Source organism: Shimia sp. SK013, from assembly GCF_001292625.1.
Taxonomy (GTDB): domain Bacteria; phylum Pseudomonadota; class Alphaproteobacteria; order Rhodobacterales; family Rhodobacteraceae; genus Shimia.
Genome location: NZ_LAJH01000006.1, coordinates 31,694 through 52,648, shown reverse-complemented (window position 1 = coordinate 52,648; position 20,955 = coordinate 31,694). Strand labels below are relative to the sequence as shown.

At 57.5% G+C, this 20,955-nt stretch carries 20 protein-coding genes; 6 read left to right on the top strand and 14 right to left on the bottom strand.

Annotated elements, in window-relative coordinates:
- Window positions 1-10: 10 nt before the first annotated feature.
- Both SHIM_RS01745 and secA read right to left on the bottom strand, forming a co-directional pair.
- Window positions 11-1,027 carry a translocase gene (locus SHIM_RS01745; RefSeq protein WP_152926383.1) on the bottom strand — a complete coding sequence of 339 codons (1,017 nt, stop codon included), beginning with the start codon at window positions 1,025-1,027 and terminating at the stop codon, window positions 11-13.
- A gap of 93 nt (window positions 1,028-1,120) precedes the next feature.
- Window positions 1,121-3,832, bottom strand: coding sequence for a preprotein translocase subunit SecA (secA, locus tag SHIM_RS01740; protein ID WP_054000908.1), 2,712 nt, complete (start codon window positions 3,830-3,832; stop codon window positions 1,121-1,123).
- Between the two features lie 172 nt (window positions 3,833-4,004).
- On the opposite strand from secA, the gene SHIM_RS01735 reads away from it, so the two are divergent.
- Genes SHIM_RS01735 through SHIM_RS01725 form a run of 3 tightly spaced genes read left to right on the top strand, consistent with a single transcriptional unit; the run spans window position 4,005 to window position 6,498 of the window.
- Window positions 4,005-4,874 carry a peptidylprolyl isomerase gene (locus tag SHIM_RS01735; protein WP_054000944.1) on the top strand — a complete coding sequence of 290 codons (870 nt, stop codon included), beginning with the start codon at window positions 4,005-4,007 and terminating at the stop codon, window positions 4,872-4,874.
- Between the two features lie 2 nt (window positions 4,875-4,876).
- Window positions 4,877-6,103 (top strand): bifunctional glutamate N-acetyltransferase/amino-acid acetyltransferase ArgJ, encoded by a 1,227-nt coding sequence (argJ, locus tag SHIM_RS01730; protein WP_054000907.1) that lies wholly within the window; start codon window positions 4,877-4,879, stop codon window positions 6,101-6,103.
- A complete protein-coding gene (locus tag SHIM_RS01725) occupies window positions 6,100-6,498 on the top strand; it encodes a (deoxy)nucleoside triphosphate pyrophosphohydrolase (protein WP_054000906.1) in 399 nt (132 codons plus the stop codon). The genes argJ and SHIM_RS01725 overlap by 4 nt, the downstream gene beginning before the upstream one ends.
- Window positions 6,499-6,843: 345 nt before the next feature.
- Here the strand turns inward: SHIM_RS01725 and infB are convergent, their stop codons facing one another.
- The 6 genes from infB to pip form a co-directional block, all read right to left on the bottom strand.
- The gene (gene infB, locus SHIM_RS01720; protein WP_054000905.1) at window positions 6,844-9,342 is read right to left on the bottom strand and encodes a translation initiation factor IF-2; all 2,499 of its coding nucleotides are present in this window, start codon (window positions 9,340-9,342) and stop codon (window positions 6,844-6,846) included.
- Window positions 9,339-9,971, bottom strand: coding sequence for an RNA-binding protein (locus SHIM_RS01715; protein ID WP_054000904.1), 633 nt, complete (start codon window positions 9,969-9,971; stop codon window positions 9,339-9,341). The genes infB and SHIM_RS01715 overlap by 4 nt, the downstream gene beginning before the upstream one ends.
- 22 nt (window positions 9,972-9,993) lie before the next feature.
- Window positions 9,994-11,616 carry a transcription termination factor NusA gene (gene nusA / locus SHIM_RS01710; protein ID WP_054000903.1) on the bottom strand — a complete coding sequence of 541 codons (1,623 nt, stop codon included), beginning with the start codon at window positions 11,614-11,616 and terminating at the stop codon, window positions 9,994-9,996.
- A gap of 5 nt (window positions 11,617-11,621) precedes the next feature.
- Window positions 11,622-12,212, bottom strand: coding sequence for a ribosome maturation factor RimP (gene rimP / locus SHIM_RS01705; RefSeq protein ID WP_054000902.1), 591 nt, complete (start codon window positions 12,210-12,212; stop codon window positions 11,622-11,624).
- 143 nt (window positions 12,213-12,355) lie between these two features.
- Window positions 12,356-13,843, bottom strand: a complete 1,488-nt coding sequence (locus SHIM_RS01700; RefSeq protein WP_054000901.1) for an ABC transporter substrate-binding protein — start codon at window positions 13,841-13,843, stop codon at window positions 12,356-12,358.
- 76 nt (window positions 13,844-13,919) lie between these two features.
- Entirely contained in the window at window positions 13,920-14,894 is a 975-nt protein-coding gene (pip, locus tag SHIM_RS01695) for a prolyl aminopeptidase (RefSeq protein ID WP_054000900.1), read from the bottom strand.
- A gap of 50 nt (window positions 14,895-14,944) precedes the next feature.
- Between pip and ubiG the strand changes: the two genes are divergently transcribed.
- Window positions 14,945-15,694, top strand: coding sequence for a bifunctional 2-polyprenyl-6-hydroxyphenol methylase/3-demethylubiquinol 3-O-methyltransferase UbiG (gene ubiG, locus SHIM_RS01690; RefSeq protein ID WP_054000943.1), 750 nt, complete (start codon window positions 14,945-14,947; stop codon window positions 15,692-15,694).
- 2 nt (window positions 15,695-15,696) lie between these two features.
- Here the strand turns inward: ubiG and SHIM_RS01685 are convergent, their stop codons facing one another.
- From SHIM_RS01685 to SHIM_RS01670, 4 genes are read right to left on the bottom strand one after another with little or no spacing between them, the layout of a single operon-like run.
- Window positions 15,697-16,137 (bottom strand): MarR family winged helix-turn-helix transcriptional regulator, encoded by a 441-nt coding sequence (locus tag SHIM_RS01685; RefSeq protein WP_054000899.1) that lies wholly within the window; start codon window positions 16,135-16,137, stop codon window positions 15,697-15,699.
- The gene (locus SHIM_RS01680) at window positions 16,137-16,967 is read right to left on the bottom strand and encodes a carbon-nitrogen hydrolase family protein (RefSeq protein WP_054000898.1); all 831 of its coding nucleotides are present in this window, start codon (window positions 16,965-16,967) and stop codon (window positions 16,137-16,139) included. Before SHIM_RS01680 ends, SHIM_RS01685 begins: the two co-directional genes overlap by 1 nt.
- A gap of 5 nt (window positions 16,968-16,972) precedes the next feature.
- Window positions 16,973-17,230, bottom strand: a complete 258-nt coding sequence (grxC, locus tag SHIM_RS01675) for a glutaredoxin 3 (RefSeq protein ID WP_054000897.1) — start codon at window positions 17,228-17,230, stop codon at window positions 16,973-16,975.
- A 36-nt stretch (window positions 17,231-17,266) separates the two neighbouring features.
- A complete protein-coding gene (locus tag SHIM_RS01670; RefSeq protein WP_054000896.1) occupies window positions 17,267-18,001 on the bottom strand; it encodes a ComF family protein in 735 nt (244 codons plus the stop codon).
- A gap of 12 nt (window positions 18,002-18,013) precedes the next feature.
- Between SHIM_RS01670 and SHIM_RS01665 the strand changes: the two genes are divergently transcribed.
- Together SHIM_RS01665 and hemH are read left to right on the top strand one after the other, a co-directional pair.
- Window positions 18,014-18,832 carry a hypothetical protein gene (locus tag SHIM_RS01665; protein WP_054000895.1) on the top strand — a complete coding sequence of 273 codons (819 nt, stop codon included), beginning with the start codon at window positions 18,014-18,016 and terminating at the stop codon, window positions 18,830-18,832.
- A 27-nt stretch (window positions 18,833-18,859) separates the two neighbouring features.
- Window positions 18,860-19,915, top strand: a complete 1,056-nt coding sequence (gene hemH / locus SHIM_RS01660) for a ferrochelatase (protein ID WP_054000894.1) — start codon at window positions 18,860-18,862, stop codon at window positions 19,913-19,915.
- 67 nt (window positions 19,916-19,982) lie between these two features.
- On the opposite strand, the gene SHIM_RS01655 is transcribed toward hemH, so the two are convergent.
- The gene (locus tag SHIM_RS01655; RefSeq protein ID WP_054000893.1) at window positions 19,983-20,162 is read right to left on the bottom strand and encodes a hypothetical protein; all 180 of its coding nucleotides are present in this window, start codon (window positions 20,160-20,162) and stop codon (window positions 19,983-19,985) included.
- A 149-nt stretch (window positions 20,163-20,311) separates the two neighbouring features.
- Window positions 20,312-20,911, bottom strand: a complete 600-nt coding sequence (locus SHIM_RS01650; protein ID WP_054000892.1) for a L,D-transpeptidase — start codon at window positions 20,909-20,911, stop codon at window positions 20,312-20,314.
- Between the last annotated feature and the right edge of the window lie 44 nt (window positions 20,912-20,955).

Sequence of the window (20,955 nt, the reverse complement as noted above, 5' to 3'; positions counted from 1 at the left end):
GACCGCCAGCTTATTTTTGCGCGATTGTCAGGTCTTCGACGAGGTTTTTCAACACCAGAAATTGCCCCACAGCGTCACAGGCCGGAATTTCCAGCTGCATTTGCCGGGACGACACCGATTTACCCGCCTCGATCTTGCCCGCCTTGACGTGGATTGTCCGACCGCAGTTTCCATCCGTGATTTCGGCCTCAACGCTCAGCGCAATCGATCCACTTTGTGCCGCAGTCACGCTGGGAAACGTATAAACCTCGGCGCGTGCAGCGTCTGGGATGCTGGGATTACCCAAAGGCGTCAAAAAGCCGCCAACGCCCCCGATCATCGCTGAGATGTCGCGTGCGCGACCACGCCAGACGTGGCCAGCTTCGCCATATTCTGCGCCGAATTCACGAGCGTGCAGCTCAACCCCGCTCTCACCGGTCCACCGAATAACTGTGCGGTCATAAAACATCAGGCTGTCCACAGCGGCGGTCGCTGTCGCACCGTCACCGTTGGCAAACAGCACGGCAAACACCGCATTGGTTGAGAGCGCGGGCACCATGAGATCCAGAAAGCCATCGTTGCCGACCATTTCGGTGAACTTTAGATCGCCGTGATGGACCGAAACACGCTCCCCTGTGTGACACGGAGCGTTGAGGACCAGTCGCACCATTGCACCGGCCGCACCTTCGGCGGCAAGGGACACATCACACGACATGGCTGGCACGACTTCTTCCTGAGGGATCAACCCTACAGGCACGTCTTCTGCAACCGCGACAAGCACCGGAGCAACTGGCAAGCTGGCTTGCGCGCCGTGGTCACTGGGCATCATCGGAAGCCCATCGGCAACAGGACGTTTCGGAGTGGACAAAACACCGCCCCCGAGACTGACCTTCATCGCAGTCGAAGCAGACACAGGTGCCGCGCCCTGCATTCCAACGGGCGCCTGGCTGGCCTCGGTACGCTCCATAATAAAGCCAATAAAGATGGCAATGGTCATCGTCGCACACGCCATAGAATAGCGTCGGTACACGTTTCTCATATTGGCCATGAAAGCCTCCGATACATAAATACGGAGGCCAATCTCCCAAACAAAAAGGGCACCCTTAAGGCGCCCTTTTGATTTAAGTCTGTCGCAATTAGGTCAGGTCAAACGACCATGGCAGTGCTTGAATTTCTTGCCGGACCCACAGGGACACTTGTCGTTGCGGCCCGGATTTCCCCAAGTTTCCGCATTGTCTTCATCAAAGCCTTCGGCCGCATTTTCAGGGTTCGGAACAGGTGCGTCATCCTCCGGAGCACCCGCGACAGACACTTGTGGTGCCCCGTCTTGGCGCTGCTGCATCTGCTGCGCCAATTCGCGCTGCTCATCCTCGGAAATGGGGCGAATCCGCGCCAGAGTTGTGGTCACATCCTCCCGCAGGCTGTCGAGCATGCTTTCAAACAACTGGAAAGATTCGTTTTTGTATTCGTTCAGCGGGTCACGTTGCGCATAGCCGCGGAACCCAACCACTGACCGCAAATGCTCCAGCGTCAAAAGGTGCTCACGCCACTTTGCGTCGATGGTCTGCAGCAGGATCTGCTTTTCAATCATGCGCATTGCTTCGGGGCCAAAGTTGACAGCCTTGGCCGCCATCATTTCGTCTGCTTTGGTCTCAAGGCGCTCGCGAATTTGCTCGTCATCCACGCCTTCTTCGTCTGCCCACTCGATCACAGGCACATCCAGGCCAAGCCGTTCGATGACAGCGGCATAAAGCCCCTCGGTGTCCCACTGATCGGCGTAGGTCTTCGGCGGCATATATTGATCAACAAGCTCACCGATCACGTCATGGCGCATGTCCTGCGCCACATCCGACAGATCTTCGGCTTCCATGATCTCACGGCGTTGGCCAAAGATCACTTTACGCTGCTCGTTCATCACATCGTCAAACTTCAAAAGCTGTTTGCGAATGTCAAAGTTGCGGCCTTCGACCTTGGCTTGCGCGCGTTCCAGCGACTTGTTCACCCACGGGTGAATGATCGCCTCGCCCTCTTCCATGCCCAGCGACGACAAAACCTTGTCCAGCCGGTCAGAGCCAAAGATGCGCATCAGATCGTCTTCGAGACTCAGGAAAAAGGATGAACGGCCCGGGTCGCCTTGACGGCCAGAGCGGCCCCGCAGCTGATTATCAATACGACGGCTTTCGTGACGCTCAGTGGCCAGAACGAACAAGCCGCCCGCCTCTTTTACCGCCTGCTCATCTGCCTTGTGACCCTCTTCGATTTCGGCGCGAATGGCCTCGTGATCGCCTTCGGGGCCGGCAGCAATCGCCTCAAGAACTTTGAATTCGACGTTGCCGCCCAATTTGATGTCCGTGCCACGGCCAGCCATGTTGGTTGCGATGGTCACCGCGCCCAACTTGCCTGCGTCGGCCACGATCTGTGCTTCTTTTTCGTGCTGACGGGCGTTCAATACGTTGTGTGTGACGCCGGCTTTATCGAGTTCACCAGACAGGAACTCAGATTTTTCGATCGACGTGGTACCCACCAGAATCGGCTGGCCTTTTTCGCTGGCCTCTTTGATGGTTTTAACAATCGCTTCGAATTTTTCACGCGCGGTCCGATACACAGCGTCGTCATCATCCAATCGCGCAATCGGCCGGTTGGTCGGAACTTCGACCACACCAAGACCATAGATTTCCGCAAATTCTTCGGCTTCCGTCGACGCAGTACCGGTCATCCCGCCAAGTTTGTTATAAAGCCGAAAGTAGTTCTGAAAGGTCACCTGAGCCAAGGTCACGTTTTCCGGCTGAATGTCGCACCCTTCTTTGGCTTCAATTGCCTGATGCAACCCGTCCGACAGACGACGGCCTGTCATCATACGTCCGGTAAATTCATCGATCAGCACGACCTGACGGTCGCGAACGATATAGTCTTTGTCCTTCGTGAACAGCTTGTGCGCCCGCAGACCCTGATTGATGTGGTGTACAATCGTGGTGCTTTCGGGGTCATAAAGGCTCTGACCTTCGGGCAGCAAACCGCGCGCCAGAAGGTGCTCTTCGAGAAACTCGTTCCCCTCATCCGTGAAGGTCACGTTGCGCGATTTTTCGTCGAGCTCGTAATGTTCTTCCAGCACGTCCGGGATCAGCTTGTCGATGGCAACATAAAGGTCGGTGCGATCCTGCGCCTGACCGGAAATGATCAACGGTGTGCGCGCTTCGTCAACCAGAATACTGTCGACCTCATCCACGATGGCAAAGTTATGCTCGCGCTGACTCATGTCGGCCAGTTCGGACTTCATGTTGTCGCGCAGATAATCAAAACCCAGCTCGTTATTGGTGGCATAGGTGATGTCACAGGCATAAGCCGCACGTTTTTCGTCTTCGGGCTGCTGTGGCACAACAACGCCGGTGGTCATGCCAAGCGCAGTGAACACGTTGGCCATCCATTCGGCATCCCGACGGGCGAGGTAATCGTTGACCGTCACAACGTGCACACCTTTGCCAGTCAGCGCGTTGAGATAAGCCGGAAAGGTCGCCACAAGGGTCTTGCCTTCGCCGGTTTTCATCTCCGAAATGTTGCCTTCGTGCAGGAAAATGCCACCCATCAGCTGCACATCAAAGGCGCGCAGTCCCAGCGCGCGCTTTGCGGCTTCGCGACAGTTGGCAAACGCTTCTGGCAAAAGCGCATCCAGCGACTCACCGCCTTTGGCGCGTTCCGACAATGCTTGCGTTTTGGCGATGATCTCATCGTCGGAGAGTTTTTCAAACTCCGGCTCCAACGCGGTGATCTTGTCTACGAGTGGACCTGTCGCCTTGATCTTACGGTCGTTCGGCGTTCCGAAGACCTTTTTGGCGATTTTTCCCAATCCGAGCATGGTTGTCGTGTCCTTCGTTGACGCATTCGTACGAGGCTATTTCTTGCTGTCCCGCCGCTACCCTCATACAAGAGGGGAAACAAGCGTTTGCCTAAGCCTCAAAGCGATGTAAGGGGCGGGTCAAACAGTGTCAACGCCGCCGACCCATGCGGCCACAGCCAAGGACGAAACGATGTCAAAAACCCTCAATTTTCTGCGCGCCGGTGCCATAGCTCTTATGTTTGCATCTCCCGTCGCCGCAGAAGAGGCACTTTCTGCCAAAACCGTGATGGCCACTGTGAACGGAATTGACATCACCCTCGGCCAAATGATTGCCGTGCGCGAAGCCCTGCCGGACCAGTACAAAGACCTTCCCTCAAATGTACTTTTTGACAGCATTCTTGAACAGTTGATCCAGCAAACCGCCCTGACGCATACATTTGGCGGGGACGTACCTCTTTCGGTTGTTTTGATGCTTGAGAACGAAAAACGCGCGCTGCTGGCAACGAAGGCGCTAGAGGATTTTGTGGACGTGCATGAAATCGGCGACGCGGACCTCCAGGAGCTCTACGAGCGTCGCTTCGCGCACTTAAGTGAAGAGACCGAGTTCAATGCCAGCCACATTCTTGTGACCACCGAAGATGAAGCGAAATCTCTCGTCGCTGAACTTGAAGCCGGTGCCGATTTTGCTGAATTGGCAAAAGCAAAATCGACCGGCCCCTCCGGCCCGTCCGGAGGCGAACTGGGCTGGTTTGGCAACGGTCAAATGGTCAAACAGTTCGAAGACGCGGTGGCCACCATGACTGTCGGCGACATTTCGGCGCCGGTCCAAACGCAGTTTGGGTGGCACGTTATCAAGCTGAACAACGCACGCGCCGTCACAGCACCTTCGTTTGAAGAGACCCGCCAGGAACTGATCGACACAGCGCAGGAGGAAGCGGTTCGCGAGTATATCGCGACGCTGTCTGCCGAGGCGACCATCGAAAAAACCGATGCAGCAGAGATCGACCCGGAAATTCTGAAACGTTCTGATCTGATCGCTGACCCAATTGCGCAGGACTGACCATGGCCACGATCAACCACGTTTCCCCGCTGGCGCCTGCACGGTTTCCGGACCTACCAGAGATCGCGGGTGCCCGTTTTGCCACCACTGAGGCTGGCGTAAAATACACCGGTCGCAAGGACGTTATGATCGCGGAACTCGCCGCCGGCACCGTCGTGACCGGCGTTTTCACCAAATCCGCGACACGCTCGGCTGCGGTGCTGGACTGTCAGGAGAAAATTGGCGGTTCCGGCGATCAGGGCGCGGCCATTGTGGTCAACGCAGGCAACGCCAACGCCTTTACCGGCAAGAACGGCGTTGAATCGACCAAGGCCGTGACCAATGCAGTGGCGCAGGCTTTGAACGTGCCGGAAGAGCGGGTGTTTTCCAGCTCAACCGGCGTGATTGGTGAACCGCTGCCACATGACCGCATCACCGCGAAGCTCGCCGATATGGCGGCTACTCTCAGCCCGCACACTTTGCCGGATGCCGCAGAAGCCATACGCACCACCGACACCTTTGCCAAAGGCGCGGCCCGTGTGATCCAAACGGCAAGTGGTGAAGTGAAAATTGCCGGCATCGCCAAAGGCTCCGGCATGATTGCGCCCGACATGGCAACAATGCTGGTCTATATCTTTACCGACGCCAAAATCGAACGCGCCCCTCTGCAGGTGATGCTGTCGGACCTGAATGAAAAGACATTCAACAGCATCACCGTGGACAGCGATACGTCGACGTCTGACACCCTTCTTTTGGCCGCCACCGGTCAAAGCGGTGTGGATGTGACCGAAGACGCTGCGTTCCGCACAGCGCTGCATGAGGTGATGCTGGATCTGGCGCATCAAGTGGTGCGTGATGGTGAGGGCGCCACGAAATTCGTTGAAATCACTGTTCAAGGCGCCGCAACCGAGCAGGACGCACGCACCCATGCACTGGCTATCGCCAACTCGCCCTTGGTGAAAACTGCCATCGCGGGCGAAGATCCCAACTGGGGTCGCATTGTCATGGCCATCGGCAAATCCGGTGCCGCGGCAGACCGCGACCTTCTCACGATTAAATTCGGCGACATTCCCGTGGCCGAGGCGGGTTGGGTCTCTCCGGATTACTCCGAGGACGCAGGAGCCGAGTATATGAAGGCGCAAACCATCAATATCACCGTGGACCTGGGCTTGGGTTCCTCTGAATCCACCGTATGGACCTGCGATTTGACGCATGGCTACATAACGATCAATGCGGATTACCGCTCGTGAAAACCGTGCTTGTGTCCGCTGTTTGCCTGATTGACGTCGATGGCCGCATTCTTTTGGCGCAGCGACCAGAGGGAAAATCTATGGCCGGTCTGTGGGAATTCCCAGGCGGCAAAGTGGAACCCGGGGAAACCCCAGAGGTGGCCTTGATCCGGGAACTTGACGAGGAACTTGGCATCAACACGTGGCAAAGCTGTCTGGCGCCGCTGACGTTTGCCTCACATACTTACGATGATTTCCACCTGTTAATGCCGCTGTTTGCCTGCCGAAAATGGGAAGGCACACCCAGCGCGCGCGAAGGTCAGGTTCTGAAGTGGGCGCGACCGGAAAAGCTGCGCGACTTCGATATGCCGCCAGCGGATATCCCGCTGATCCCGATGATCCGCGATTGGGTGTGATCGCCCCAAGGCTGTAGAAACAGGCCCAAGACCAAAAGATAGGGTTCTATTGTTTCTTGAATGTGGCTAATAATGGTGCATCGTGAGAACTTTTTGCGTTTTCGCGAGAAGTAAGATCAATAGAAACCTGTCAATCAACTGGGGGAATTGACATGTTACGCACCATTACTGTGGGCAGCTGTGTGTCTATTCAAGGAACAGTGGTCGGGAATTTGCCAGATGGCAGAATTTCCGTTCAAGTCGGAGACAAGATTTTCTCCGGAAAGCCAATTTCGACACTCAACCGATAAAAGAAAAGGCCGCCCGATTGAGGCGGCCTTTTCTTTTTGGTTTTGACGTGACCGCTTAGTCCAGCGTCCGAGTAACTTCTTCGCGTTCGAAGATCTCGATAACATCGTCAGCGCGCACGTCGTCATAGTTCTCAAACGCCATACCGCATTCTTGACCGGACTGAACTTCCGCAACTTCGTCTTTGAAGCGCTTGAGCGTTTTCAGCGTACCTTCGTGGATCACCACGTTGTCACGCAGCAAACGCACACCAGCCGAACGACGGGCGACGCCTTCAGTCACCAGACAGCCGGCAACCTTGCCCACACCGGTCACTTTGAAGACCTCTTTGATGTTGGCATAGCCGATGAAGTTCTCGCGAATTTCTGCGCTCAGCAGGCCAGAGGCCGCCGCTTTCACATCGTCCACAAGGTCATAGATCACCGAATAGTACCGGATCTCGACGCCTTTTTGGTTGGCGCTGTTACGGGCAGATGCGTTTGCACGCACGTTAAAGCCCATGATTGGCGCGCCGCTTGCTTCGGCCAGACCCACGTCGCTTTCCGTGATCGCGCCCACACCGGAGTGCAGAACCCGAACGCGAACTTCGCCGTTGCCGATTTTTTCCATCGCCTGAACGATGGCTTCGGCAGAGCCCTGCACGTCGGTTTTCACAAGGATCGGCAGTTCGGCGACGTCTTCGTCTTCTTTTGCCTTCTGCATCAGCTGTTCCAGCGTGGTCGCTGCACCGGCTGCTGCACGTTTGTCCTTGGCGGCTTGCTCGCGGTATTCCGCAATCTCGCGCGCTTGCCCTTCGGTCTCGGTGACGTTCAAAACATCGCCCGCCTCAGGTGTGCCGTTCAGACCCAGAACCTCGACAGGCACCGACGGACCAGCCTCTTTCACACGGTCGCCTTTGTCGTTGATCAGCGCACGAACCTTACCGTACTGCTCACCCACAACAAAGATATCGCCTTGGCGCAATGTACCGGTTTGAATCAGAACGGTTGCGACAGGGCCACGACCCACGTCCAGCTGCGCCTCGATCACCGCACCTTGTGCTGCGCGATCAGGGTTGGCTTTCAATTCAAGAATCTCGGACTGCAGCGCGATGGCTTCCAACAACTCATCAAGCCCCTGACCCGTGATCGCAGAAACTTCAACGTCCTGCACGTCACCAGACATGGCCTCAACAATCACTTCGTGCTGCAACAACTCTGCGCGCACTTTGTTGGGGTCGGCACCTTCGCGGTCGATTTTGTTGATCGCCACGATCATTGGCACTTCTGCCGCTTTGGCGTGGTTGATCGCCTCAATCGTCTGCGGCATGACCGAATCGTCTGCGGCCACAACCAGAACAACAATGTCCGTCACCTGAGCACCGCGCGAGCGCATCGACGTAAACGCCGCGTGACCCGGAGTGTCGAGGAACGACAGAACTGTGCCGCCTTCGGTTGTCACCTGATAGGCACCGATGTGCTGGGTAATGCCGCCAGCTTCGCCAGCAACAACGCGGGCGTCACGGATCGCATCAAGCAGCGAGGTTTTACCGTGGTCAACGTGACCCATGATGGTGATGACCGGCGGACGTGGCTTCAGATCTTTTTCCGCGTCTTCGACCTCGGAAATCACATCTTCCACGTCTGAATCGGAAACACGCACCACTTTGTGGCCAAATTCCTCGATGATCAGCTCAGCTGTGTCGGCATCGATTGTCTCGTTCTGTGTGACCATCATACCCATATTCATGAGCGACTTCACAACTTCACCAACACGCTCGGCCATACGGTTGGCCAGCTCGGACACCACAATTGCCTCAGGCAACTGCACGTCGCGCACAACCTTTTCGCGCTCGACCGTGCCACCCATGGCTTTCTGACGCGCGCGCTCTTGCTTGCGCTTCATCGCGGCCATGGAGCGATGGCGATTGCCTTCGCCGCCTGTGGCCTGACCCAGTGTCAGCTTACCGGACCGGCGACCATCGTCGCGACCCTTGCCGCGTGTGTTGCGCTGTTCGCGCTCGCGGTCGGATTTGCGCGGAGTGGCTGCTGGTGCAGGTTTGTTGGTCGGTGCACCACGGCCCTGAGGCGCAGAAGACGGTGCCGGCGCAGGTGCCGCAGCTTCGGCCGCGGCGCGCTTTGCAGCGTCCTCGGCTTCGCGTTTTGCAGTCTCTTCGGCCTCGGCTTTCTGGCGTGCACGCTCTTCGGCCTCGCGCTGTTCGCGCTCTTTGGTCTCGGCTTCCTGACGGCGACGCTCGCGCGCTTCGGCACGTTTCTTTTCTTCAGCCTCGCGCGTTGCGGCTTCCTCGACCTCACGGGCCTTGGCAGCCTGCAATGCCTTCATCCGGCGTTCCATTTCGGCATCGGAAATGCCCGCTGGACGCCGCGAAGGATCACCCGCAACCTTGCCAGAGCCAGCACCCGGTTTGGCGGCTCCTGGCTTCGGTACAACCACACGCTTGCGCTTTGTCTCTACCACAACGTTTTTGGTACGCCCGTGGCTAAAGCTCTGCTTCACGTTGCCGGGGCGACCACTGCCGCGCAGGCCCAGGGTTTTTTTACCGTCGTTATCGCTCATCTGGATTTCTTGTCCTTCCCGGTGGCCGCTACCACCGATTTCTCGCGTACGCCTTTTAATCTTAGGGCTTCCTCTACAACACGTTGAGTAAGTCCGCCAGACGCAAGCGCCCCATGTATCACAGTTTGTCGCCCAAATGCCAAACCCAATTCGCTGGCCGTCAGGCAGTCAAAGTAGTGGCCCTCATCTGGAGGGCGTAGTTTCATTTTTCCGCGCTCGGATCCGTCAGAGGCCTGCAGCAAAATCTCTGCCACGTCCTTGACCAGCCAGTCTTTGACCTTTTCGTATCCGGTCACCGCCGTACCTGCCCGGCGCGACAAGCTCACGAGCTCGATCACACGATGGGCCAATTGGCGCTCAACTTCGTCTACAAGGCCTTCCGGCACCTGTACTTTCTGTTTGGCGGCCCGAGAGAAAACCCCCTTGGACGCCGCTTTGGTGATCGCCGCGCGATCGGCCAATACCCATATTCCACGCCCAGGCAATTTGCCTTTGACGTCGGGCACCACCGCATCGTCCGGCCCCACCACAAAGCGTACCAACCCAACTGTGGGCAGGACCTCGCCTGTGGCGATGCACTTACGCTCCGGTTCGGATGGCCTTTCGGTGGCCCGCCCGCCGCGGCTCATGTCATGACTCCGAGGCCTGAGATCAGGCCTCGGCTTCCTCGTCAGAGGCTGTTTCGCTGTCGCCGTCTTCGGCATCAGCTTCCAGCTCGGCTGGATCGACCCAGCCCAAAACGATTCGCGCGGTCATCACCATGTCTTGCGCAGTTTCTAGCGTCATACCAAAGGGCTCAAGAACGCCGTCGTCTTTGACACGCTCGCCATCCACATTGGTCCAGCCACCGGCCAGTTCCCAGTCGGCACAAGTCGCAAAGTCTTCAAGCGTCAGAACGCTGTCTTTGGCCAGCGCTTCAATCATCTGGGGTGTGAGGCCTTCAAATGCAATCAGGCTGTCCTCGACACCCAATTCGCGGGCGGCATCCAGCGCGGCTTTGTTTTTGGCTTCGATATAGTCACGGGCGCGCGCTTGCAGCTCGTTGGCTGTGTCTTCGTCGACACCGTCGATCACCAGCAATTCGTCCACTTCGACATAGGCCACTTCTTCGAGGTTGGAGAAGCCTTCCGACACCAGAAGCTGGGCAAAGAACTCATCCAGATCCAGCGTTTCCATGAACAGCGCGGTGCGCTCTTCAAATTCTTTCTGACGGCGTTCCGATTCCTCGGCCTCGGTCATGATGTCGATGTCCAGCGCGGTCAGCTGGCTGGCCAGACGCACGTTCTGGCCACGGCGACCGATGGCCAGCGACAGCTGCTCATCAGGAACAACCACTTCGATTTTTCCGGCTTCTTCATCCAGAACAACTTTGGACACTTCCGCAGGCTGCAGAGCGTTCACAAGGAATGTCGGCTGATCTTCGTTCCAAGGGATGATGTCGATTTTTTCACCCTGAAGCTCGTTCACAACGGCCTGAACACGCGACCCGCGCATACCAACACAGGCACCCACAGGATCGATCGAACCATCGTTGCTGATCACGGCGATTTTGGCGCGCGATCCGGGATCACGGGCAACTGCCTTGATCTCGATGATGCCGTCATAGATTTCCGGCACTTCCATCTTGAACAACTCGGCCATGAATTCCGGCGCGGTGCGGCTCAGGAAAATCTGCGGACCACGGGTCTCGCGTCGCACGTCTTTAATGAAGCAACGGATGCGATCATTCGGGCGATAGCTTTCGCGGCCAATTTTCTCATTGCGGCGCAGAATGGCTTCGCCACGACCCACGTCGACGATGACGTTGCCGTATTCTTCGCGTTTGACCTGACCGTTGATAATGGTGCCAACGCGGTCCTGAAATTCTGCAAACTGACGGTCACGCTCGGCTTCACGCACTTTTTGCAGGATCACCTGCTTGGCGGATTGCGCGGCGATGCGCCCCATTTCAACTGGCGGTACTTCTTCTACGTACAGCTGGCCGACTTCGGGATTTTCCATGTATTGCTTGGCTTGCTCAACGGTGAACTCAGCCTGATAGTTCTCAAGCTCTTCGTCCTCGACCACGGTGCGTACACGGGTAAACGTTGCTTTGCCGGTCTTGCGGTCAATCGCCACGCGGATGTCCATCTCAGCGCCGTAGCGGCTCTTGGCGGCACGCGCGAGCGACTCTTCCATCGCTTCGACCACAAGATTGGGGTCGATCATCTTTTCACGGGCCACAGCTTCGGCGGTTTGCAGAAGCTCAAGCTGGTTTGCAGAGGTGATTGCCATTGGTATTACTCCTCGGACGTGTCGTTGGACGCGTCGGTCTCGATGTCGTCAAATTGGTCTTCGTTCAAAACACCCGCGTCTTTGCGGGCCTTCAGCATTTCTTTGATCAGCTCATCCGTCAGCGTCAGTTTGGCCTCAGCCAGCCAGTCAAACGTCAGCCCAACTGTCACTGCTTCGCCTTGATCTTCGATGTTGATCAGAACTTCGTCACCTTCGACACCTGCCAGAATGCCACGGAACCGCTTGCGACCGTCAATCAGCTCGCTGGTTTCCAGTTTGGCCTCATAGCCCTCATAGGTGTCAAAATCCTTGAGTCGCGTCAGCGGGCGGTCGATGCCCGGGCTGCCGACTTCCAACGTATAGCTGTCGACAAGCGGGTCTTCGACGTCCAGCGCGGCGCTAACCGCATTGGAAATCTTGGCGCATTCGTCCACTTCGATGCCGCCATCAGGGCGCTCGGCCATGATCTGCAACGTGTGGGTCTTGCCGCCCATCAGACGCAAACGCACAAGCTCGAACCCCATGTCTTCGACAATGGGGCCGACGATCTCGGCAAGTTTACGGTCAATTGCCGCTTTGGCAATCAGGTCACTCATTGATGTATTCCAAGCACAAAAAAACGGGCGCGCGGCCCGTCGATATTTCCCGGTGGAGCGTTCGGGTTACCCCGACCGCGCCGCTGTTGAGAGCGATATACGTCCGATGACCTGAGTCTGCAAGGGCCAATTGTTGTGCCGGCTCAGGCGCGCCACCACCGCTCCGCAAATCGCGCGTTGTCCATCGCCCAATGGCGGCCAATTGCCGACGGTGTGGCAATGCGATCACTCACTGCCTGAAGGTGGTCGACAAACACTGGCACCGTCAATGCGCCTTCGGTTTGCAGTAGGCGTTGGATGTCCTCATAGACCGCCCGTCGCCTGGCCGAATCCAGCTCTGCCCGCGCCGAAAGCAACAGATCTTCAAACATCGGATGCGTCCAGTTTGACGTATTCCATGGCGCGCCAGCCGTCAGATAAGTCGACAACGCCCAATCCTCAGTGGCCCGCCCGGCGCTGGAGTGCAGGCCAGCCGACCCTTTGCCCAGCTTCACTGGCAGGCCAAGCACGCCAATTTGGCTGGAAATCGCCGTGCCAAGCTCCGAAACCGGCGTCGGAAGGTGTTGGCTCAACGCCAAATCCAGCCGATCCACACCGGATGCCTTCAAATAATGCCGCGCCAGATCCGGATCAAACACAGGTGCATCCAGTTTGGCTGCGAAATACTGGTTTGCCGGTCCCACCGGCGTGTCTCGCCCGATGTCGCCGTGCCCGAGCAACACGTCATCCAGCAACGCGCGGCGATTAACGCCATGTTGCAACGCCCGACGCAGGTTCAAACCATTATCGCCGCCTATATTGACGGACAAAGCCACGTGCGCATTGCCTGTGGCTTTCTGCAGGCGAACCCCGTGCCAATCGGCCAACTGTGCCGCATCTGATGCGCTGATTTGGCCCACAGCATCCGTCGTGCCGTCTTGCAGCAACCTAAGGCCTTCACTCGACGAAGCCGCGTGAAACTCCAAACTGTCAAAAAAGCCCGCTTTGCCATCCTTGTAGTGCCCGTCAACGCGTGTTGCGCGAAAAACCACACCGGGCTCAAAGCTCGCGACCCGATACAACCCCGTGCCAATCCCGCCGATCATCGCCAGTTCGACATATCCCGCCGGATAGATCACCAAATGGTAGTCCGATAGAAGATAAGGGAAATCTGCGTTTGGGGCGGTCAATTCAAACTGCACCTGATGGTCGGTGAGCTTGCGAATATCACGGACACCCGCCAGCAAAGGCGCCGCCGGTGACCCGCTTGTTGCCCCGTGCAAAGCAAATGTCTCAAGCACATCATCTGCACCAAACGCTTTGCCATTGTGAAAGGTCACATCGCGTCGCAGATCAAACGTCCAAACCCGCGCATCAGGGCTCGCGTCCCAGCTTTGCGCCAATTCTCCACGCAGCGCACCGTCAGGACCGATCTCGGTCAGACAATCAAACACCGCGCCATGCGCGGCCGCCATCATGAAAAGCTCGGAATGGGTGCGCGCGTCCCACGTGTCATCGATTGATGCACCGGGCAGCACCGCCCGCAACGTGCCACCGGTTTTCGGAACAGCCGCAAGGGCAAGACCGCTGGCCGCAAGCACACCCGCTGCGGCACCGCTGGTCAAAAGGCTCCGCCTACTGATCCGTGACATGGTTATTTCTCCAACTCCGGACAGCGATCAGACGATGTGAAAGACCAGATGTCCAGACCCATCATACCACGCCGCCTCACGCTCGGGCCAACTGATCCATGATCCGCACCAATTCCGCGCTGATTCCCGGCTCGGACAAAGCATGCCCTGCATTGCGTACCATCCGCAGATCCGCCATCTCACCCCAACTTTTCGCTAGGTCGTGCGCCGATTTCGGCGGGCAAATCATGTCATACCGCCCCTGCACGATGAATCCGGGAATGTCACGAATTCGGTCCATATGCCCCAGAATTTGTCCGTCAAACTCTAGGAAACCCTTGTTGCGGAAATAGTGATTCTCCAATCGCGAGAACGCCCGTGCGTACTCGGCAGGCGCCTCGCCCCCCACGCCGGTGGAATAAACTGACGCCAGCGTATTCTCCCACGAAGCCCAGGCGCGCGCGTATTTCACCTCGGTCGCGCGGTCGCCACAGAACAATCGATGGTAATAGGCCTCAATGAAATCCCCATGTTCCTCCTCAGGCACAATTGAGGTGAACCGTTCCCACGGTTCCGGCCAGAAATGACCCGCGCCGCCGCCGTAAAACCAATCCAGTTCGCGCTGCATCATCAGGAACACACCCCGCAGCACCAAACACACCGCCCGTTCAGGATGGGTCTGCGCGTAAAGCAGCGACAGCGTCGCGCCCCAGCTGCCGCCAAAGACGATCCAATCGCTGATGCCCAACGTAGTACGAATAAGTTCCATATCCGCAACCAGATGCCACGTGGTGTTGGCCTCAATACTGGCATGAGGTCGCGACCGACCACAGCCCCGCTGATCAAACAGGATGACACGATACACTTTCGGATCAAAATACCGCCGCATCGCCGGACTGCACCCGCCGCCCGGACCGCCGTGCACCACAACCACTGGCAACCCGTCGGGATTGCCGGATTGCTCAACATAAACCTGATGCCCATCGCCCACGTCCAGCATGCTCTGGTCAAAGGGCTCGACCGGAGGGTAAAGGTACTGCACTGCGCGCTTTTGGCCCGAGTTTTTGTCCATGTCGTTCCTTAACTTTAGAGACAGCCCACATGACCCACGGAGAGAATGAAATGCAAGCCTCTCAGACCACCGTCGACCCTGCTGAAGTTGCCAAATTCGAAGCTATGGCAGCCGAATGGTGGGATCCAAAAGGCAAATTCAAGCCTCTCCACATGCTTAATCCCTGTCGCCTAGACTACATTACGTCCCAGATCGCGGCAGAGTTCAATCGTGACTTGTCAGCCAACAAGCCCTTTGCCGGTCTGCGGCTGCTCGATATCGGCTGCGGCGGCGGCCTTTTGTCCGAACCCATGGCGCGGCTAGGGGCCGAGGTTGTTGGCGCGGATGCGGCGGGCGGCAACATCCCCGTGGCACAGCTGCACGCCGAACAATCCGGTCTGACCATCGACTATCGCCACACCGCTGCCGAAGACATGGCCGCAGCAGGCGAACAGTTCGACATCGTGCTGAACATGGAAGTGGTTGAACATGTGGCCGATCCGCTGAGCTTTCTGACCGCGTGTCGTCAACTGCTCAAACCGGGTGGCTTGCACTTGTGTTCAACGATCAACCGCAATCCCAAAAGCTTTGCGGTGGCAATCGTCGGCGCGGAATTTGTGATGCGTTGGCTGCCCAAAGGCACGCACGAGTGGCACAAGTTCATCACGCCGGACGAACTGTTTGCTCTGATGGAAAAAGCCGGCCTGACACCGGTGGACCGCAAGGGATTCGTGTTCAATCCGGTGGCCTGGAGCTGGTCGATTTCCGCCCGTGACCTAAGTGTGAACTACGTCACCGCCAGCACCAAACCAGTGGAATAGCGTTAGGTTTCGTCCTCAAGACGCAACCGCAGCTCCCGCAGGATCGGCAGGGCAGCGCGCACACGCGCATCGCCAAGGTCTTCGACAATATCGCGAATCAGCGGCTCCATTCCGGCAAGTGCGGCATCCCGCGCCTGTCGGCCTGCGGGGCTGATTGCCACCATCTTGCGCCGCGCATCGTCCCAATCGGGACGGATATGCACATGCCCCGCAAGCTCAAGCTTGTGCAACGTATTGGTCATTGCCCCGCGTGTAACGTGAAACGTTTTGGCCAACTGCGCCGGGCTGCGTTCACTGTTGGTGCGATCCAGATGGTTGAGCACCGAAAAATGCGACAGCTCCATCCCTTTTGGCAGCGCCTTGGTCAGGCGCGTACGGGCGAGTTGATCCACCATGAGGATCTCACCAAACAAAGTGATGGCTAGGCCGCTTTTCTCGTTCATCAAGGTCCGTCGAATTCTCGATCATGGCCCAACGCGGGCACTTGTCTGCGGGCTTTGTCCACCATCGACAGGTCAAGATCAACATATGTGATCCCCGGTTCCGTCCCGGCATCGGCCAAAACCTCTCCCCAGGGCGCAACCACCATCGAATGCCCAAAAGTGCGGCGCGACCTGCCCGAAGAAGCCGGATGCTGACCAGTTTGCGCCGCAGCAACCGCGAAACACCCTGATTCGATTGCCCGTGCGCGCAGCAACACGTCCCAATGCGCCGCACCCGTGACTGGCGAAAACGCCGCCGGAATCGTCAGAACCTGCGCACCCGCCTTGGCCAGCGCCCGATAGAGATGCGGAAATCTCAGGTCATAGCAAATGCTCAGCCCCAAATGGCCACACGGGCTTTCGACCGTGCTGGCGTGCGTGCCCGGACGATATCCATCGGATTCGCGATAGGTTTCTTCCGGTGTAACCTCCACATCAAACATGTGGATCTTGTCATAGCGCGCAACAATTCTGCCTGTGCCATCAATTACAAAAGACCGGTTGGCAAACCGCCCGTCCGCATCATCGGTTTTTAACGCCAAACTTCCAAGGGATACCCAGACACCAAGCTCTGCACAGATGTCGCGCACCCGTGCCAGCATCCTGTCTTCGTCCTCAGCCCGCAGCACCTCCAACTGGTGACGGCGGCTCATGGAGACGCAGTTCGTCACTTCGGGCGTGAACACACAGCCCGCCCCGTTGGCGGCCGCGCTGCGGATCATGTCCTCGACCATTGCCAGATTGTCTGATGGCTGATCTGACGATGTGATCTGAAGAAGCGCGACCCGCATCAGGATCAGGCGCTCAAAAGTGCGTCGAGTTTGCCCGCGCGCTCCAACGCATAAAGGTCGTCACAACCACCGACATGGGTTTCGCCAACAAAAATCTGCGGCACAGTGCGACCGCCGTTGGCGCGCTGGATCATCTCCGGTTTGCGATCCGGATTGGCAAGCACGTCCACCTCGGAATACTCCACACCTTTCTGGTTCAACAGGCGTTTGGCGGCGTGGCAAAACCCGCAAAGCGGGCTGGTGTAGATTTCAACGGCAGACATGGCGCGATCCTTGGTGTTTCAACATTTGTCAGGCATTTAGGCGTCCTTTGCAACGCGCGCCAGTGTTACGACACACACTTCTTTGGCATCGGCCCGCAAACAGGCTTGTGCCGCGCTGGTCAATGTGGCGCCGCTGGTCATCACGTCATCCACCAAGATCACGTGTCGCCCCGCCATCCGCGCGCCCCGTTTTCGGTGTGGCTCAAACGCGCCATCGAGTTTTTCGAACCGCTCTTGTGTGCTCAATCCTTCGGTGCTGCCGCCACCTTTAGGGCGCACCAGCGCGTCAGGACAAAACGGAATATCCAGATACCGCGCCATATGCTGCCCCAACAACGCGGCCTGATTGTAACGCCGCTTCAGAAGGCGACTCCAATGCAGCGGCACAGGCACCACAAGCGCATCTCCTCCCAATAACGGCTTGGCCGCCGCAGCCATCCACCGCGCCGCCGGCCGCGCGATGTCCTGACGGTCTCCATGTTTCAACGCCAAGACCAGTTTGCGCGCCACACCCTCATAGACCAACGCCGCGCTGCCGGCGTGCCACGGTCGCTCATACAATTGGCAGTCATCACAGATCAGAGTGTCATCATAGTTTTCCGCCAGCACCGGAACACCGCAAAAATCACACTGCGGGCCTCCCAAAAATGGCGTCTGCGCCCAGCAGAACCCGCACAGACCAAAGTCGCTTTCCACCAACCCGCCACAGGCTACGCAACGCGGCGGGAAAACCCACTGTAACGCTGTTTGAAACTTGCCAATCTTCGTCATATTGTCCGCCTCATGCAGACCCAACCGAAACTCACCGATCGCAAGGCCCTGATGCGCAACCGTGCCCGAGCGGACCATGCCAAAGGCATGTTTCTGCACGATGCCGCGATTGAGGAAGTTCAGGATCGCCTAACCTTGGTTAACAGGGGGTTTACGCGACCCGCCATTGTGACCGGCTACCCGGATGTCTGGCGCAAAGTTGTGCCCAACGCCGTTATTGTTCCCGACGCAGACCTGCTCGACTTGCAAGAAGGCGCCCATGATCTAGTGATCCACGCCCTTGGCCTGCATTGGGCCGATGACCCTGTCGGCCAAATTATCCAATGCCGCCGCGCGCTCTGTGCGGACGGATTGTTTCTGGCAGTGACCTTTGGCGGACAAACCCTGCATGAATTGCGCGCCACCTTGGCGCAGGCGGAAAGTGAAATAACCGGTGGCTTGTCACCTCGCGTGGTTCCGATGGGTGAAATCCGCGATATGGGCGCTTTGCTGCAGCGCGCGGGGCTTGCCCTGCCGGTGGCTGACTCGGTGCCCCTCAAGGTGACTTATGAAAGCCCGTGGGCCTTGATGAAAGATTTGCGCGCGATGGGTGAAACCAATGCGCTCGAACAGCGGTTGCGCCGACCAACGCGCCGGGATGTGTTGATCCGCGCCGCAAACCTCTACGTAGAGACCTTCATGGACAACGGTCGAATCCCGGCCACGTTTGACATGATCTTCATGACCGGTTGGTCCCCCGACGACAGCCAGCCGCAACCGCTCCGCCCCGGGTCCGCGTCGACCCGCCTTGCAGATGCGCTTGGCGCATCCGAAATCAAATTGCCGAAATAACGGCGCAACGACATTGGACCAATTGTGATGAAAGACATCGCCAGCCCAGCCCACGCCCCAGCCGACCACCCGGCCATTCCGCAAGGCAAAACCGGTATCCTTCTGGCCAACCTCGGCACGCCGGATGATTACACCTACTGGCCCATGCGGCGCTATTTGAACGAGTTTCTCTCGGACAAACGCGTCATCGATTACCCGTGGTGGAAATGGCAGCCGATCCTGCAGCTGATCATTCTGACCAAACGCCCGTTTTCCAGCGGTGCAGCCTACGAATCGATTTGGGACAAGCAAAAGGGCGAAAGCCCCCTGATGGTGATTACCAAAGACCAAACCGCAGCCATTGCTGCCCAATTGCAAAACCGCCACGGTGATCAGGTCATGGTGGAATTCTGCATGCGCTACGGCAACCCGTCCACGATGTCCAAAGTACGGGCAATGGTGGCCGCTGGCTGTGAACGCATTCTGTTTTTCCCGCTCTATCCGCAATACGCCGGCGCCACGACCGCCACCGCAAACGACCAGTTTTTCCGCGCCCTGATGCAGGAAAAGTGGCAACCTGCCGCCCGCACCGTGTCAGCTTATTTTGACCACCCATCCTATATCGACGCGCTCGCGACCTCGATCGAAAACGCCTACGCCTCACAAGAGACGCGCCCGGAGCTGCTTGTTGTGTCTTATCACGGCATGCCCAAGCGGTATCTGATGGAGGGCGACCCGTATCACTGCCAATGTCAGAAAACCACGCGCCTGCTGCAGGAACGTCTGGGCTGGGAGAAAACCGAGCTGCGCACGACTTTCCAGTCGCAATTCGGCCCAGAGGACTGGCTGCAGCCCTATACGGTGGAAGAAGTCGCGCGACTGGCCAAGGAAGAAGGCAAGAAAAGCATCGCTGTTGTGGCGCCCGCGTTTTCGGCGGATTGCATCGAAACGCTGGAAGAAATCAACGAGGAGATCAAAGAGAGCTTTGAAGAAGCTGGTGGTGAGGAGTTTTTGTACATCCCCTGCCTGAACTCAGACGCGCCGCACGTTGATGCCCTGTGCGACATCATCGACCAGAATTTGGGCGGCTGGGTCGCGGACTAAACCCGCACCCAAAAGAAAAAGGCGAAGCCAAAGCTTCGCCTTTTCCGAACACGTTTTGAAACGTGAATTAGTTTGCTGCTGCGGCCACGATAACGGCCAACAGAATCAGCGGAACCCAGATTGCAGCATTAGAGCTGGAAGCGGCTTCTTCAATGATTGGAGCTTCTACAACCGGATCGGCCATGGAACCTGCAAATGCAGTCGAAGCAGCGGCTGTCAGTGCGGCAGCGAGAACGAGTTTCTTCATAGTATCCTCCAGAATTCGCTTGCCATCAAAATGATTTGAGGGCGATGACAAGCACCCAAGACTAAATTTCGTGTCATTGTCTAAACAGCAAAAACTAGTCTTTGCAAACATTAGTTTAGCCATACTGACTGCCTATCTGCAAAATGTCGTCAAATTAGCAACACTTGCGTGCCCACATTGGTCAACGCAAACAGCTCGGAAATGTGTTCGTTGTACAACCCAATGCAGCCGTTTGACGACCGACGACCAATCTTGCGCGTGTCGTGCGTGCCGTGGATACGGTAATAGGTCCAGCTAAGATAAAGAGCGTGCGTTCCCAAAGGGTTATCCGGACCCGGGCCCACAAAAGGCGGCCACTCGGGGTTGCGTTTAAGCATCGACGGGGTCGGGCGCCAGCTCGGGCCCTCCACCTTACGCACCACTTTGGTGCGGCCTTTGCGCGTCAGATCCTCGGTCAACGGTACCGATGTCGGATAAAGCTTATAAACGGCCTCATCTTCGGACCAGTAGTGCAACGCCCGGCTGGTGATATCGACCAGCACCGCGCCATTTCTCAGCGAGTCAAAATAAGGTCGCCAGTCCAGAGAGCGGAAGCTGGAGATATTACGCACCACTGCCTCGTTGATATCACGTTCAACTTCGGTTGTGCTGTCTTCAGTTTGCGCGATCGCCGGGGCGCCAGCTGCAAACGCGGTACCCGCTGCCAAAAAGGCGCGCCGCCCCAACTCAGTCCTGTTTCTTCGTGTCATGGTGCTCTCCCAGACATTCCTAAATATTCTGCGTTACATTATTG